This window comes from Streptomyces sp. NPDC000941, assembly GCF_053599555.1.
The window spans coordinates 47,745-63,099 of record NZ_JBSFMM010000009.1 but is presented as its reverse complement, the minus strand read 5'-3'; the positions used below and the strand labels follow the sequence as shown (position 1 = coordinate 63,099).

11 protein-coding genes and 1 pseudogene are annotated in these 15,355 nt (G+C 73.8%); 3 read left to right on the top strand and 9 right to left on the bottom strand.

Annotated elements, in window-relative coordinates; all coding sequences use genetic code 11:
* Positions 1-60: 60 nt before the first annotated feature.
* Both ACWDSL_RS05675 and ACWDSL_RS05670 read right to left on the bottom strand, forming a co-directional pair.
* Positions 61-1,125, bottom strand: a complete 1,065-nt coding sequence (locus ACWDSL_RS05675) for a helix-turn-helix domain-containing protein (RefSeq protein WP_450482027.1) — start codon at positions 1,123-1,125, stop codon at positions 61-63.
* Between the two features lie 98 nt (positions 1,126-1,223).
* A complete protein-coding gene (locus tag ACWDSL_RS05670; protein WP_450482025.1) occupies positions 1,224-2,192 on the bottom strand; it encodes an AraC-like ligand-binding domain-containing protein in 969 nt (322 codons plus the stop codon).
* 84 nt (positions 2,193-2,276) lie between these two features.
* On the opposite strand from ACWDSL_RS05670, the pseudogene ACWDSL_RS05665 reads away from it, so the two are divergent.
* The 3 genes and pseudogenes from ACWDSL_RS05665 to ACWDSL_RS05655 all read left to right on the top strand — a co-directional run.
* Positions 2,277-2,882, top strand: a pseudogene (locus ACWDSL_RS05665) (putative T7SS-secreted protein); the annotation flags it as partial.
* A gap of 134 nt (positions 2,883-3,016) precedes the next feature.
* Positions 3,017-3,352: a putative adhesin gene (locus tag ACWDSL_RS05660; protein WP_450482023.1), complete on the top strand. Its 336-nt coding sequence runs from the start codon at positions 3,017-3,019 to the stop codon at positions 3,350-3,352.
* Positions 3,349-3,771: a DUF7919 family protein gene (locus tag ACWDSL_RS05655; protein ID WP_450482021.1), complete on the top strand. Its 423-nt coding sequence runs from the start codon at positions 3,349-3,351 to the stop codon at positions 3,769-3,771. The genes ACWDSL_RS05660 and ACWDSL_RS05655 overlap by 4 nt, the downstream gene beginning before the upstream one ends.
* 47 nt (positions 3,772-3,818) lie before the next feature.
* On the opposite strand, the gene dacB is transcribed toward ACWDSL_RS05655, so the two are convergent.
* From dacB to ACWDSL_RS05620, 7 genes are all read right to left on the bottom strand, one after another.
* Positions 3,819-5,405, bottom strand: a complete 1,587-nt coding sequence (dacB, locus tag ACWDSL_RS05650; protein ID WP_450482019.1) for a D-alanyl-D-alanine carboxypeptidase/D-alanyl-D-alanine endopeptidase — start codon at positions 5,403-5,405, stop codon at positions 3,819-3,821.
* 68 nt (positions 5,406-5,473) lie between these two features.
* A complete protein-coding gene (locus tag ACWDSL_RS05645; protein WP_450482017.1) occupies positions 5,474-6,937 on the bottom strand; it encodes a SagB family peptide dehydrogenase in 1,464 nt (487 codons plus the stop codon).
* A gap of 11 nt (positions 6,938-6,948) precedes the next feature.
* The gene (locus tag ACWDSL_RS05640; RefSeq protein WP_450482015.1) at positions 6,949-7,986 is read right to left on the bottom strand and encodes a lantibiotic dehydratase C-terminal domain-containing protein; all 1,038 of its coding nucleotides are present in this window, start codon (positions 7,984-7,986) and stop codon (positions 6,949-6,951) included.
* Positions 7,970-10,546, bottom strand: a complete 2,577-nt coding sequence (locus tag ACWDSL_RS05635; protein ID WP_450482013.1) for a lantibiotic dehydratase — start codon at positions 10,544-10,546, stop codon at positions 7,970-7,972. Before ACWDSL_RS05635 ends, ACWDSL_RS05640 begins: the two co-directional genes overlap by 17 nt.
* Complete coding sequence (locus ACWDSL_RS05630) at positions 10,543-11,559, bottom strand: hypothetical protein (RefSeq protein WP_450482011.1); 1,017 nt, start codon at positions 11,557-11,559, stop codon at positions 10,543-10,545. The genes ACWDSL_RS05635 and ACWDSL_RS05630 overlap by 4 nt, the downstream gene beginning before the upstream one ends.
* Positions 11,556-13,442 carry a TOMM precursor leader peptide-binding protein gene (locus ACWDSL_RS05625; protein WP_450482009.1) on the bottom strand — a complete coding sequence of 629 codons (1,887 nt, stop codon included), beginning with the start codon at positions 13,440-13,442 and terminating at the stop codon, positions 11,556-11,558. Before ACWDSL_RS05625 ends, ACWDSL_RS05630 begins: the two co-directional genes overlap by 4 nt.
* On the bottom strand, positions 13,429-15,309 hold the full coding sequence (locus tag ACWDSL_RS05620; protein ID WP_450482008.1) for a group-specific protein: 1,881 nt from the start codon (positions 15,307-15,309) through the stop codon (positions 13,429-13,431). Before ACWDSL_RS05620 ends, ACWDSL_RS05625 begins: the two co-directional genes overlap by 14 nt.
* Positions 15,310-15,355: the final 46 nt, after the last annotated feature.

Here is a 15,355-nt window from a genome sequence, read left to right as displayed (position 1 = left end):
GAACACCACAGCTGAGCCGGCGGTCCCCCGCCGGCTCAGCCACAGCACCACTGGCGACCGCTACCGAACGGCCACGGGCACACCCTCGCGCCTGCGGTACTCGCCCGGCGTGATCCCGTACTCCTTCTTGAAGGCCCGGTTGAACACCGCCGCGTCCTGGAAGCCCCACCGCACCCGGATCACCGCCATGCTCTGCCCCGCGAGGCACGGGTTCGTCAGATCGGCCCGGCAGCGCTCCAGCCGCCGCTCCCGGACGAAGCCGCCCACCGTCTGCTCGTCCTGCCGGAACAAGTGGTGCAGATAGCGGACCGAGATGTGGTGCGCCGCCGCGATCGTCGTCGGCGACAGGCCGGGATCGCTGAGGTTGCGGTCGATGTACCCCTTGATCTCCCCCAGGAGCGCCACCTGCCGCGGCAGTCGCGTCGCGTCGTCCAGTACGTCGGTCACGCTGCTGAGAAACGCCACCGCCAGGTCGACCGCGGCGCGCCCCACCCAGGTCGCCTGTGGGATGTCCACCGCCGCGGCGGGTCCGGCCAGCCCCTCCAGGAACCGCGCGAGAAGGGCCGCCGGGCCCGCGTCCGAGGGCACCGGCCGCGCCACCAGGCCGCGCAGCGCGTGGTGCGGCAGCGACAGCGCGCTGCCCGGCAGATGCAGGACCATCGCCCGGGGCGGTCTCGCCCGGTCGGCAGCCGCCGCGTCGAACGGCTCCCATGGGTCCCACAGCACGAGTTGGCCGGGCTCCAGACGGATGGCGCCGGACCTCCGGCCCAGCGTCAGCGGCCCGTCGGACACCAGGACCAGCCGCCACGCCCGCGGATCGCCGCTCCGGGCGAGCAGCGGAGACGGTGCGGGAAGGCGCAGTACGGACAGCCGCACCGGCCCCAGCTCCAGCTCGGCCCGGTGCCCGGGCCGGCCAGGATCGCTTGTCGAGGTCGAGAAGGCAGTCGCCGCCGGCTGCCGTGAGCGCAAAAGCGATTGCGATGTAATGGTGTTACCTTTCCCCTGTTTTGTCCCGCCCGCTGCGGCTCGCCCGACAGCCCGCCGAAGCACTCGGTCGAGGGGGTCATGGAACCGGGCCCGGTGTGCGCCGGGCGACGTGCCGCAGGGGCGCGGCAGGCATGGCATGACCACGGCGCACCTGAGGGGCGCGCCGACACCATTGCCTGCTCAACGAGTCTGCCGAGGTGGTGCGGGACGTGTCCTTAGCGCCCAGCGCCAGCCGCTTAGCGCTGGACGCCAGTCAGGTGCCGGAAGTCCTTGGGCGGCATGCCGTAGGCGGCACGGAACGCGCGGGTGAAGTCGGCCGGCCGGCGAAACCCCCACCGGGCGGCGATGGCGTGGATGGGCCGCATACCCAGCGCCGGCTCGGCCAGCTCGCGACGGGCCTGCTCCAGCCGCTGGTGGCGGATGTACGCGGAGACCGTCGTCTTCTGGTGGCGGAAGAGCCGGTGCAAGGAACGGACCGAGATGTGCTGAGCCGCCGCGATCTGCTCGGGGCTCAGCTCGGGGTCGGCCAAGTGCTGATGGATATAGCCGCGGACGCGCATGGCCAGGGCGTGGTGAAAACTCTCCGGCGCACCTTGCGGGCCCCGCTGCTGGGCGAGCAGGGCGGTGGCCAGGTCGAGCGCGACAGCGCCCAACCGCGCGGAGTCCGACGCTCCGTAGGGCGTGGTGTCGGTGACCAGGCCGGTGACGAACTGGGCGAGCAGGGCGCCCATCCCGGTCCGCCCCGGTAACCTCATCGCGAACTGCCGCTCGGCGAGGCCGCCCGGCAGCGGCAGCACCGCCCGCGGGATCAGCATCTCCGCGGCCGAGACCGTACCGTCCGTCGCGTCCAGCTGCCCCCGATACGGGTGCGAACTGCTCACCAGCACCAGGTCGCCCCGCCCGGCCAGCACCTCCTGGCCGCCCTGGGCGACCCGCATGCGCCCGACCAGGGGCACCGAGAGGTGGTAGATCTCCGGATCGGACTGCCTGATCAGCGCCGGGGTCCGGAAGGACTCCAGCGGCGGGCACGAGAACACGGAAACCCGGACGACGCCGAGGTCCAGCACCCGCAGCGTGCCGCGGAAGTCGGCCGCGTGCTCCGTACGGATGACATGCGGCGAGTGACTTGCGAACGCCAGATCGCGCCAACTCTCGAACCGCTCCGCCACGGGTAGTTCATCACCCCGAAATAACGTCTCGATCATTCTCCGTGCCTCCCCCGTAGGTCCTGATGCCCCTGGCCGTCACGTCCTGACGGCTGACGGCCCGGGCCCCGACTCGTAGCGAGTCTGGACGGCGAGCGAGTTGTTGCGCAGCCCCGAATCGTCGCGCGCAACAATCCTGACCTCGGCCGATCGCACCGAGGCAGTTCGTCCAAGCTGCGCTCGACCGCGGGTCATCTGAGTGATTTCAAAGCGGCGTTCAACAATGTGGGCAAGGGGTTGCGGGGGCTTGGTTCGCGGTCGGTGCAGGGGAAGGCGGCGGATGCCTTCCGGGAGAGCGTGTCGGTCCAGCCGAAGAAGTGGTTCACGGCTGCGGATGCGTGTGAGAAGGCGTCGGGGGCGCTGGAGCGGTTCGCGGGGACGGTGGAGTGGGCGCAGGGTCAGGCTGAGGAGGCGATCCGGCGCTATAAGAAGGGCAAGAAGGCGTCGGAGGATGCGCGGTCGGCGCATGACGACGAGGTGAGCGCGTACAACAAGGCGGCGGACGCGTACAACGCGCTGCCCGCCGACAAGCGGGATCCGTCCTCGCTGCCGGACAAGCCGGGCGCGTTCCATGATCCGGGGACGGCCGAGATGAAGGCCGCGCGGGAGTTGTTGGCGGAGGCGCGGCGGCAGCGGGATGAGGCGCATGGGGTGGCGAAGGCGGCGGTGGAGACGGCGCGGGACGCCGCGCCGAAGAAGCCGTCGTACGCCCAGCGGGTGGGGGACGGCCTGGAGGGGCTTCAGCTGAACGCGAGCCACGTCCTGGATGGTGTGGTGAAGGGGACGGCGGGGCTGGTCAGTTTTGCGGTCGTCCGGACCACGAAATGGTGTTCACCGGTCACGGCGGCATACGAGCAGGTGATGGGACCCCGGTCACCGTCCCCGAAGGCACGAGCGTTGCCATGTACGGCGAGCACGGCAAGGACATCTCCCACTACAAAGGCACCCTCATCGAAACGGGCGACCCCAAGCCCTTGGAGCTCTACAAGCCTGGAGAGCAGCTGCCGGACTATTCGCTGTTCCCGCCCGGTGGTCTGGACGTCAGCGGCAGGACGGTGCGCCACGAAGTCCGCCTTTCCCAACTGCTGCTGCCGAACATGGGCCGCGTACACTGGTCCGCCTGCCGCTCGATCATGAAAGCCGACACTCCACTGCTATGACCCACTACGCGGACCTGTCCCCCTACGCATACACAACAGGATCAGTCCCTGAGGGAGTCGAGGCGGTCAGCGTCGGCTGGCTGGAGCCGGGCGAGGCATTCCCCCGGGGCGCGGTGCCTGAGGAATTCGTCCAGGCCCTCGCCCTGCTGTGCCGGGACGACCGTCATATGGTGATGCGCGGGTGGCACCACTGCGGGCTCCCCCACCCGCCGGGAGAAGACGAGTACCCGGCGGTCATCCACGTCGGGCAGGACCGGGTGTCCCTCGGCAGTGCCGAGGTGCGGGTGGTGGGCCGTGACGGCAGATGGCTGATCGCGCCCAATCTCGTACACCACTACATCACCGCGCACTCCTACCTCCCGCCGGAGGAGTTCATCGAGGCGGTCATGGCACGGAGGACGGCCGCGCCGCGGGCATGACCCGGCGGCGCGACCGCTCCCGGAACGGCTCAGCAACCTCAGCAGGCTCAGCAGCGCCCGGGCTTGGTCCAGGAGCACTCCAACTCGGCAGCCCCGGCCCGCTTGGGTACGGCACTCGGCCGGACAGTGGTCGTCCGGTCCGCCCCGGACTTCGCGAGCGTCACCACGATCGCGTCCTCCAGACTCTTCACGGACGGGGCGAGGAAGTTGTTGAGGACGACGCTGTAGGCCAGTTCCCTGCCGTCCGCATCGGTGACATACCCCGAGAGCGCGGAGGCGCCGGTCAGCGAGCCCGTCTTGCCGCGCGCGTTGCGCGCCGCCGGGGTGCCGCACATCCGTGAGCGCAGGGTGCCGCCCACGAACCGGTCCGGGTCGCAGGCCACCGGCAGCGAGGCGTACCAGTCCGCGTACCAGGGCTCATCGCGGACCGACAGCAGCAGTTCGGTCAGCCGCCCGGCCGCGATGTTGTCCATCCGGGACAGCCCGGAGCCGTCTACCTGGCGCACCGAGCCGGTGTCCACGCCCTGCTTCTTCAGCCAGTCGGAAACAGCCGAGAGGCCCGCGCTCCAGGTGCCGCGGCCGGCCGTCTCGTAGCCGATGGTCTTGGTGAGCACTTCGGCGTGGATGTTGTTGGACAGCTTCATGAACGGGATCAGGAGCTTTTTGAGGGGCATCGACTCATGCGAGGCGAGCGTCCGTGCGTCCGGCGGGGTGGCCCGGCCGAGGCGGGTGGCCCCGGTGACGTGGACGCCGTGGCGGGCCAGCGCGTCGGCGAACACCGAGGTGGCGTAGCCGGTGGGCTCCCAGACGCTGACCCACTCCTTGGCCGGGCTGCTTCCCGCGGGGAGGGCGCCGCTGACGGTGATGGTGTTGGAGCCGTGCTGCCGCTCGACGGAGAGGGTGGAGCCGCCGCCGGTGGCGGCGGTGGTGGCGCGGTTGTCGATGCGGATGTAGTCCGTCCTGGGGGTGAGCGTGACCTTCGGCTTCTCCCCCGGCGCCGCGCCGGGGGCGGTCTCGACGATGATGCTGCCCGCGTCGTAGTCGGTGTCGGGGGCGAGGGTCAGCGGGGAGATCTGGGCCGCGTAGTAGGAGGACTCGTCGTCGGCGGCCCAGGAGCGGCCGACGCGCTGGGTGTCGAACCGGGTGTCGTCGGCGATCAGCCGTCCGGTGACCCGGGTGATCCCCGACTCGGCGAGCTGCGCGGCGAGCCGTTCGTAGTCCGCGGCGAGCATCGTCGGGTCGCCGGTGCCGCGCAGGTACAGATCGCCCCGCAGCACCCGCCCCTTGCGGCTGCCGTCGGTCAGCACGTCGGTGCGGTAGGTGTAGTCGGGGCCGAGCAGCCCCATGGTGGCGGCCGAGGTGAACAGTTTGGTGTTGGAGGCGGGCATCAGCCGGTCGTCGGGGTGGTGTTCGTAGAGGACGGCACCGGAGTCGGCGTCGGCGACCACCACCCCCGCCGCGCCGCCCTTCAGCAGCGGGTCGGCGAGGAGGGTGTCGAGGGCGGTGCCGAGGCCGGTGCGGGAGGTGTCCGCACCGGCCGGTGAACTCCAGCTGAGGGTGGCGACGAGGCCGATGACGAGGGGCCACATCCAGGCGCGCGTACGGCGGTTCACGCGATCCGCAGGTCTACTCATGCCACCGGAGGATCCCGTACGGCGGCCCGCCGCGACAGTGCGCGGCGCGCGGAACTCCCGGGCCCGTGTCAGGGCGTGTCCCTCGGGTCGCCGGGGACCGGGCCGTCGCCCGCCCCGCTGCCCAGCAGAAAGGCGCCCACCGGGATCTCGGTGTGCGCGGCGAGGCCGAGGGCGCGTACCGGGGTCTCGCTGTCCCCGCCGCCCACCGCACAGCCCGACAGGCCCATCGCGGTGGCGACGAGGGAGAGGGTCTGGAGCAGGACTCCGGTGTTCTTGAGGGTCAGCGCGTACGAATGCGCCGCGTACTTCCACGACAGCCGCTTGATCCGGGACACCAGCGTGAGGTGCACATCGGGCGGGGGCGCGGCGCCGGTGGCGGCCGATGCCTCGCGCAGCAGGTCGTCGACGGCTCCGGGGGCGCCGGGCAGGGCGGTCAGGGCGTGGCCCAGGGGGTCGTAGTGGTACAGGCCCCGGTCAAGACCGTGGCAGCGGTGGACGGCGGCGTACAGCTCCAGTTCGTAGGCGGAGCCGGCGCTCGGGTAGGGGCGGCTGGTGACCGCGTACGGCCGGTCGTCCTCGGGGCGCGCGTCCAGCACGGTGCGCACCCGGGCGGCTCGATACAGCAGCTCCCCCAACTGGTCGCGGTTCAGGGGCTGTTCGCCGTACGTACGCCGGGAGGCCCGCGATTCGAGTACGTCGGTGAAGGTGCGGTCCTCGCGGGCCGCCCGGTCCAGGTCCGGGCGGCGGAGGGGGATCGTACGTCCCGTGGCGGGCCGGGTGACGGGCGGAGGCGGTGGCTCGGTGTCGCGCAGCGGGAAGACCGGGCCGTACACGCGGTCGCGCGGGCCGGCCCGGGCGCCGTCGTAGGCGAGCAGTTCGTGGAAGCTCCAGCCGGGCGGGAGGTCGGCGGTTTCGGCGCGCCTCGCATCCTGGACGGGGTGCAGAAAGCCGGTCGAGTACAGGAGGGTCAGGAGCGCGGTCAGGGCGCCCTCGGGCAGTTCGTGGCAGTGGCGGCCCAGCTCAGCGCGGGAGGCGGGGCCGGCGAGAAGCGCGAGCGGCGTGGCAGCGCGGGGGTCCTCGACCCGGACCCGGAAACGTGACCGTGGGGACTCCAGGGCGAGTTGGCCGTCGACCGGCCGCAGATGGGCGGTGCGGTCCAGGGTGAGCGGGGTGTCGGGCACGGGTCCGGGGCGCGGTGCGGCTTCGGGAGCGAGTGGCACGGCGGTCGCCAGGGGGCGGGAGCCGTGGGTGGCATGCCGTCGGAGGGTGTGCCCGAGCCGGTCCAGGCCGTGGTGGAACAGGGCGAGTTGGGGCTCCGGCGGCAGCCCGCAGCTCCGCGCCGTGGCATTGATACCGTCCGCCACCTCGTCGACGGCCGTGGGGCCCGCCGCGAGGGTGTGCAGCGCTTCGGCCAGGGGCGGGGTGTACGGGCCGAGCGGCGTACGGCCCCAGCGGTGGCGGACGGTCAGCAGGCCCTGGTCGTCGTGGACGGCGGTGCCGGGGTGCAGGGAGAGAAGCAGCGGCGGGCTCATGGCCGGTGGGCTCATGGCCGGTGGGCCCCGCTCCCGGCGGTGCGCAGATCGGCCGCCGCGCGTGCGGCGAAGTGGCGTAGCAGCGCTTCCTGCGGTCCGTACAGCCCGAGTCGGTTGCACATCAGATGGGCGCAGCGGTTGGCGGTCAGTGCGGCGCGCGGGCTTGGGAGGTCGAGCAGGGACGGATCGTCGCGCAGCGCGCTCAGGTCGGGCGTGAACTCGCCCGACCTCTCCAGGGCTTCGAGCGAGGCATACAGCCGCGAGACGCTGTGGCGCCATGCCGCGATGGGCCCCGTGGGGCCGTCGGAGCGCGGCCGCGGGTCGGGTGCGAGAAGGTGTCCGGCCCGGCGTACGAGGGCCCCTCGGCCGCTCTCGTAGGCACGGTCGAATGCCTCGGTGTCATACGCGGGCCCGAGCATACGGCGCCACGCCTCGGCGCCGGTGCGCAGCGCGTCGAGCCGTCGGCGCGGGTCGGGCTCCACCACGGCCCAGGTCAGCAGGGACACCGCGAAGCCTGCCGAAAGCCGCTCGGCGGGTCCGGGACGCCTGGCGAGAACGGCTTCGGCGCAGCGGCTGGCCTCCATGAAGTGCCGTTCCACCGCCGCGAGTGAGGCGCCGCTGCCGTAGCGGTCGTGTTCCGGCAGATAGCCGCGCACCTCCGCGCGGTCGTGCAGCCCGCGCCATGGCTCGTAGCCGGGCAGCCCCTCGCGGGTGGCGGCCTCGGTGGCGAAGCTCAGATAGGCCGCCTCGTCGACGGAGCGCGGCGAGGGGTGGTCGCCCAGCCATGCGTTCCACCGGTCGACGAGTTCGGTGGCGATGCCCTGGGGGCCGTTGTGTGCGGGTTCGCCGGCGAGAACGCGTACCCGCAGATGAGGACCGCCCTCCCAGTAGCGCAGAAAGAAGTGGCCGTGGATACGGCCGGCCTGGGCGAGGCCGGTCAGGGCGGGGGTCACGGCGTCCAGCAGCAGCGTGTCGAGGTCGCCCTGGTGGAAGAGGTGCACGGCCATCCACTGCCCGGGCGGGGTCGGCGGGTCAGACGGCCGGCTCATGGAAGTCTCCCGGGAGTTCGATGACGAATTCGCTCGTGTACGGGGTGTCGCCGTCGGACGCGGCCGGGTCCGGCAGTGCCTCCTCGATGTGGACGACGGTGTCCGGGTCGCCGAGAGAGCGAGTGAAGGCGGTCGTCAGGAGGGGCGAGGCGAAGTCGATGTACGCGGGTTTGTAGCCCTTGTCGGTGAAGGCGTCCGCGCCGTGGCTCCCGGGTGCGCGGGTGCGCACGAAGCAGGAGGCGGGAAGGCCCAGTTCACGGCGCCAGGCCAGCAGCCTCAGAAAGTGTTCGTGGTCGCGCTCGCCGGGCGTACGGCGGGGCACCGACCCGGCCCGGGTGAGCCATGAGCGGCGGCGCAGCACCACGCGCCCGGCCTCGATCCGGGGCAGGCTCGCCACGCCCCGGTCCGGCACGTCGTCGGCGAACGGCCCCGGCAGCAGCGGGTGTCCGGTGCGGAAGAGCGTATGCGGGTCGCCGAAGAGGCGCAGCACGGTCGCCAGTGGCGGTGGCAGCAGCAGCGGGCTCATCAGACCGAGGTGGACGGGCACCAGATCGGCGTCGCGCCGTGGTGAGCGGAGTGCGGGCAGCCCGGTGGCGCGGTCGAGGCGCACGGTCACCTCGCCGAGCGGAATGCGCCCGGGGCCGCTCCGGGCGCCACGGGTGAACGGGTGGTCGAAGGCGTGGGGCAGGGTGGGGTGCCGGAGGTTGGTGTTCGAGGCGTACAGACCGCCGATGTCCACGGGGATGCGGCCCTGGCCCATGTAAGTGGCGGGAGCCGGCGGCACGGGGCCGTCGGTGGCGCGGGCCCGCATCCGGTCCAGGCGGCCCTGCCAGTGGCCATGCCCGACGGTGACGGAGTTGAGCACGGCGCGCGGCCGTCCGTCCGGGCCGGGCAGCGGCTGGATGTAGTGGGCGAGGCTGAGCGGCGGGCGGGGCGCGGCGAGGTCGGTGGGCGGTTCACCGGCTCGTAGGGCCTGGAGGACGGTGGCGCGATGGTCGGCCAGGCGCCGGAGTGCGGGCAGCGGACTGTCCCGCAGAAGCGTGTCGTCGACGCCGAAGCCGGGCCGCAGCAGGGCCCGGACGTGTTCGGCGGCGGGCGACGGGTCCTCCTGCAGTTCGTGGAGAACCAGCAGCAGCGGCACCTGGGGGTGCGGGCCGTGCCGTTCGGCGAGCCATGCGGCCGCGGCGTACCGGGCGGGCAGATCGCGGTCGAGGACGGCCAGCGCCCGCCCGGCCGAGGCGAGGTCGGCGAGCAGCGGGCGCCAGGGTCCGTGGCCGAGGGTGACGGCCGTGCCGTCGAGCACGGAGTCCTCGTGGACGGGGCGGCGTTCGTACGGCTCGCCGGGGGCCGGGAGGCGCAGGGCGCGTTCCACGGCGAGCAGCCGGTCGCGGGCCGCGCGGGCCCGGTGGCGGCGCTCGGCGTGGTCCGCGGGGCGGGGGCGGCGGGGCAGCGCGGAGCGCAGGGCGGTCAGTGCACCGAGCGTGTCGCTGAGCGCGGAGGGGCCGTTGCCGGTGGGGCTGTTATCGGTGGGGCTGTTATCGGTGGGGCTGTTATCGGTGAGCCAGGTGATGAGCGCGTCGAGGTGGCAGGGCTCCAGATCGTCAAGGGGAAGGTCCTGCTGGAGAATTCCGGCCGCCACAAAGCGCCGGACTCCCGGCCCCGCGTCGGCCGCCGTGGCTCCGTCGAGGTTGCTCAAGGTGTCGAGGAGTCGCGGAGTCCGGTCCACGGCCGGGAAGGCGGTGACGCGGGCCCCGGGACCGGGGGCGATCAGGCGGAGGGTGCCGACGGCGACGTTCAGCGCCGGGTTGAGGCGCAGCCGCAGGGTGTCCCGCAGGGCCGGATGGGCGCGCAGCAGCCCGTCGGCGATGCGGCGCAGCCGGGCGAGGTTGAGTTCGGCGGACGTGGCGCGCCGCTCCAGGTCTCCGGTGTGCAGCCAGGGGCCGTCGGCGGTCCAGCGGGCCTGGCCGGTGGCGGTGAACGTGCCCTGCGGGCTGGTCTTCACGGCCGCCCGGGACAGATAACGGGCCAGGCTCACCAGGGCCTTGGTGCCGGGTGGCGGATGGCCCGGGGCGGCGATCCAGCGGTCCAGGACGTCGTCGAGCTCGGGGGTGGCATGCAGCAGCCCCTGCCGGAAACGAGGGTGCGCGAGGGCTTCCCGCAGGGCGGCGAGTGAGCCGTGTGTCTCTTCCTGGAGTACGGCCGCGAGGGACTCGGCGTGTTCCCCGCACTGGGCGCGCCGGTCGAGCCAGCGCCGGATCCGGTCGGCGAGCGGGCCGGGCAGCGCGGTCCGTACGGCCGTGTCCCATTCGGCGGCCCTCGGGGCGCGGCCCTGATGGACCGCCCGGCGCAGCCCGATGACCCGGGGCTTGAGGGCGGGTTCGGGCAGTGCCCCGATGACCGGGTGCAGGGCGTCGGCGATACGGCGGCCTTCCTCGGCGACCTGTTCCCGCGCCTGGAGGATGTGCTCGGCGAGCTCGAAGCTCTTCGGCGTGTTCAGGACGGCCAGCGTGGAGCGGGGCACCCCGGCGACGCGTACCACCGGGTCGGGCGGGGTGTTCATGGCAGCGCTCCAGAGGTGGCGAGGCGGACGGGGATACGGAGGCGGGGTTCGGGCTGTGCGTGGCCGAGGGTGAGGTGGCACGCCACGCCATCCACGTCGGGAATCAGCCCAAGGAGCGCGGCCGCGGCCTGAGTTGGCGCGTCGTCGTACCACGCGGCGAGCCCTGCGGCCGACGCGGCGACCCGCACGCGCAGCGCTTCGACGGCGCGCGGGGCCCCGGGCCCGCCGACGAGGTGCACGATGGCCCCGGCGCCGGCGAGGGCCGCGGCGGCGGGGTGTCCGCCACGGGTGAGGACATGGGCGTACGGCGCGGTGGGCCCGCGCCACACGGGTTCGAGCGGCCCCTGAGCGGTGTCCGCCCGGTACACACCGGGGTCCATACCGTCCACGGCGCGTACGGTCACGCGGTAGGGCGGCTCGGGCGCCGCCTTGCGCAGCAGGGTCAGCAGATCGGAAGCGGTGAGTCGGTCGGGTGCCGCCGTATAGACGGGAGGCTCGACGGGCAGGGCCGCCAACGCGTCCTCCATGCCCCCAGAGGCGGGGGCGGTGGCGGAGGAGGCGTACAGCAGCAAGGTGTCCGGCCCGGCGGCATGGGCGCACAGGCCGCACGCGGCGGCGACGAGCCGTACGCATGCGGCCGTCTCCCCCGCGCCGTCGCCCAGCTGCAGCGCGAGCGCCCCGTCGTACGCCCGGGCATGGTCGATACGCAGGGGGACGAGCCGGTGTGCCACCGGATCGTACGAATAACTCCCGGGTGTTACGGGGGTGTTGGCCCCGGTCGTCAGCCGCGTCCCGGCTATGCGCCCAAGCAGGCCGGGGCGCTCACCGGGCCGCGCCTCGAAGGGGCCGATGCCGCGGGCGTGGCCGAGCACGGCGGCCCAGCGCGAGAGGGGCACCGGGCGCGGGGTCCCGGTGTGGCAGGTGCAGCGGCGGGCGGCCCACAGGGTGTGGTCCACCGTGCCCAGAGCCGGTGGCGGGGGCAGTTGGACGGCGCCGGGGTGGTGGCCGGTCATGGGAAGGGGTGGGGGTCGGCGGACAGGTCACCGGTCAGCCGGGGCAGCCCTTCGGTGCGCCGCATGAGTGGCCCGTAGGTGACCGTGGCGGTGCCGGGGACGACGACCTTGGCCGCGGCCAGGTCCAGCGCGGCCACTTCGGCGGGCGTCTGGTCGACGGCGATCACATCGAGTCCGGTGTCCAGGTATCGGCTGATCAGATCCCGCAGATCGTCCGTGAGGTCCTGGTGGTGTCGCGGCAGGTGTCGGCCGCGGTGCACCTCGGTGAACGTGCGGGGCGGCTTGCCGTCGAGCAGGAAGGCGAGCCGTGCGAACGCCTCGGGCGCGGCGGCGGCCAGGGCGTGGTCGGCGGGGTGCGCGATGAGCGAGGGGTCGAGCGCGAGCCGGCGGGCCCGTTCCCGTTCGGCCCGGTAGCGGGAGGTCAGCAGGGTCAGATGGGGCACGAGCTCCATCAGGGCGCGTACGGCGGCCTGTTCCGGGTCGGGGTGGGCGCCGGCCGCGACGGCCGCGCGGGGTGTGTCCGGCCGCTCGTCCTCGTCCACGGCGAGGGCCACGACGCAGGGGATGTGCTGTTCCTGGGTGGCGTCGAGGAGATGGACACGGTGTCCGGTGAGCTGGGTGAGGTGTTCGACGAGGAGCGGTACGGCGCGGTCGCGGGCGCCGGCCGGGTCGATGGCGTCGAGCGGGGTGCGCCGGTACCAGGTGGTGAAGAAGGCGTCCCGTTCCGCCACTTCGAGCAGTCCGTGCAGCTGGGCCTCCTCAAGGCAGCTGCCCAGCGCACAGCCGTTGGACACCTCGAAGACGAAGGCGGGGTCCCGCTGAGTGGCGGACAGGAAGTAGACGTAGGACTGCGGCAGCAGCACGGGCCGGGCCCGCCCGTACGACCAGCCCCACACCCAGTCGGTCACCGCCGCCTCGTCGAAGCGGCGGAAGGGGAACCCGGGCAGGTCGTAGTGGCCGTCCGGGTGGAGCCCCAGCGTGCGCGGGTCGACGGCGTCCTCGCGCACCTCGGCGTACGCGGCCCGTACCGCGGCCCGCCGCGCCCGCGGCCGTACGCTCGCATACCGCTCGACGCCCTCCAGCAGCGCGCCCGCCTGTGCGGCGCCCCAGTCGTCGCCCGTCCCCAGCCCCGCCTCGAACTCGCCGCCACCGGGCAGCGTGAGCGGAGCCCGCGCGAGGGGCACCCCGGCGGACACCGCGCTCACCGCGCGCAGCAGCCCGGTCTCGGGGTCGGCGAGCGCGGTGCGCAGCCGGGTGGCGTCGGGGCGGCGCAGCCGGTGCCCCGGGCGGGGTTTGGGGCGGGGGCGGAGGGTCCGGGGCGCGGCCTGGGGGCCGTCGTCCGACAGCCCGCCGCATTCGGGGCAGCAGGGGTCGGGGAGGAAGGTGTGGCTGCTGACGTCGAGGGCGCGCAGGCCGATGACGGTCAGTTCCCGAGAAGAGATGCCTGCGGCCATGAGGCGCGTGGCGACGAGTTGAGCCGTGACCTCGGCGGCCACCGTGGTGAGCAGCGGAGACCGCTCGGGCTCCGGCGGCTCCGGCTCGGCGGTGTACCGCTCGCGCACCGCCCGTACCACCGGCCAGTCCTCGCGGGCGTGGGCGCGCCGCATACGCAGACAGCGGTGGCAGCCGGGGGCGCCCGGACGGACCAGCGGGCCGATCAGGGCGCGGGCGCCCTCGGTCCACACGGGAAGCCAGGTGACGCCGGAGGCGAGGGCACGGCGCCGGTGGCGGTCGTGTGCCGTGTCGCTCTCCCATCCGTCGCTCACGGTCAGCAGGACGGCGGGTGTGCGTAGGTCCCGCCCCGAGGTCAGGCGCTCGGCGATGGCCTGGTGCAGCAGGCCGCCGTCCCCGACCACGGCCGCCCGCACGTCAGCGGACCTCATCGAGAACCACCCGGGCCACGAAGGGGATGAGGGTATGGAAGTCCGCGTCATGGTCGAGCGGCACGGCGTATGCGGTGTATCCCTCAGCCTCCAGGCTCGTGGCGAGGTGGTCGATGCGCTCGCGGGGCCCGGAGCCGGGCAGCGACGCGGGTACGTGGCTGGTGAGCGGCCCCGGTGCGGCGAGGAGCGGCCGGGTCCCCGCGGCCGGCTCCGTTCCGCGTTGCCGGACGAGCAGCAGCTCACGCGCGGCCTCGGCGAGCGCTCCGGCCGCGGTGGCGGCGCAGCCCACCGAGACGAGCCGGTCCCCGGCCACCAGGCCGATGACCGGCGCCGCCGGCCCACCGGAGAGATCCCGTACCTCGGGTACCGGGCCGAGCGTGCGCAACAGCCGCCAGTGGCGCACCGCTTCGGGCTCGGTCAGCAACCCTTCCGGTATCAGCGTGGCGGGCTGCAGGTCGGCCGCGCGCCGCCGGGCGAGCGCCCGTACGGCGTCGAAGAGGGCGGCCTCCACCGCGGCATCCCAGCTCTCGGCGCATGCGGTGCCCGCGCCCGCGGGGCGGCCGCCCGGCTGCTCCTCCCCCGCCGGACGCGGCAGCACCAGCGGCGCGGCCAGAGACCGCGCGCCGCCGTCCGTCAGGCGCTCGGCGCGGAAGCAGACGGGGTCCGGAGCGGCTTGACCGGCCGGCTGCGGTGGTACGTGCGCGGCGGCGGACAGCGCGTACGACGCCCCGGCGCGGCGCAGCGCCGCGGCCGTGGCGGTCCGTGGGTCCAGGGAGGCCCCGACCACCACGCCCGCACCCGCCACAACACATTGCGCGACGGTGAGCGGTATCTGGCTGCCGTACTCCGTGGTGGGCGGTGCGTACGGTCCCGCGATGTCGTCGGCGCAGTCGGCGAGCCGCGCGGTGAGCTCGTCGGGGTCGAGCGCGGGGGCTTCGCGCAGCTCTTTCATCCGGCCCTCGGCGGCGCACCCCGAGTCGTGGCACCGGGGCGCGGGGAGCACGCGGTGGCGATGCGTGGCGAGCGTGGCGAGGTCGACGCGGAGGATCCCGGGTACGGAGCAGGAAGCATCGGCGTCCTCGTCGGGAATCCCGGTGAGGAGGCGGAAGACGGCCAGGGCGAGCCGTCCACCGACGAGGGCGGCGGCTGCCGCCGTCATGGGTGTGGCTCCGGCGCTGTCCGGGGCGGCGGTGTGCCGTATCCGATGCCGAACATCGGCCCAGGTGAGGCGGGGCGCGGTGGGCGGGAGGAGCCAGCAGTCGCCGGGCCGGCCGAGCGCGCGGAACAGCGGCACCCCGCCGCAGGCGCGTTCGACGGCCGCGACGCCCGGCCCCACTTGGGGGGTGGTCGCGTCGCCCGCGTACACCACGGCGTCGGCGGTGTCGTACGGAGGGCCGGCCTCCTCGGTGAACACCTGACGCAGTCCGCAGGCGAGAAGGGCGTGCCGGGTGGCCGCGTACAGCGGACCGTCGCCGAGCAGCAGCACGCGGGCGGTGCGATAGCGCTCGAAGCGGTGTTCCGGGGAGTCGAGCCAGTGCCCGATGTAGGCGATCTCGTGGCGGTGGCGGTGCAGTTCGGTGGCGGTGAGGCCGTGCGGCCGTGGCTCGGTGGCCTCCCGCAGGAAGTCCCGCCGCTGGAGGGTTTCCAGCAGACGTGTGGCGACCGCCCGGTGTCCGTCGGGGAGTTGGGCGAGTACGGCGTCCACGTCCTGGGCGCCGTCGAGGAGCGGCCACAGCCGCTCCAGCCACGCGTACACACCGGCTCCCCGAAGAGCGAGCGACGCGCCGGACGGTCCGAGCACGGCGGCGCCGTTCTCGGTCGGCGCGTACCGCACCTGCCGCACGAGCTTCAGCCGACGGCCGCCCATGACGGACCTCCCTCCGAGGGGGCCGGCCCCGGTGGCACGGAAGGCA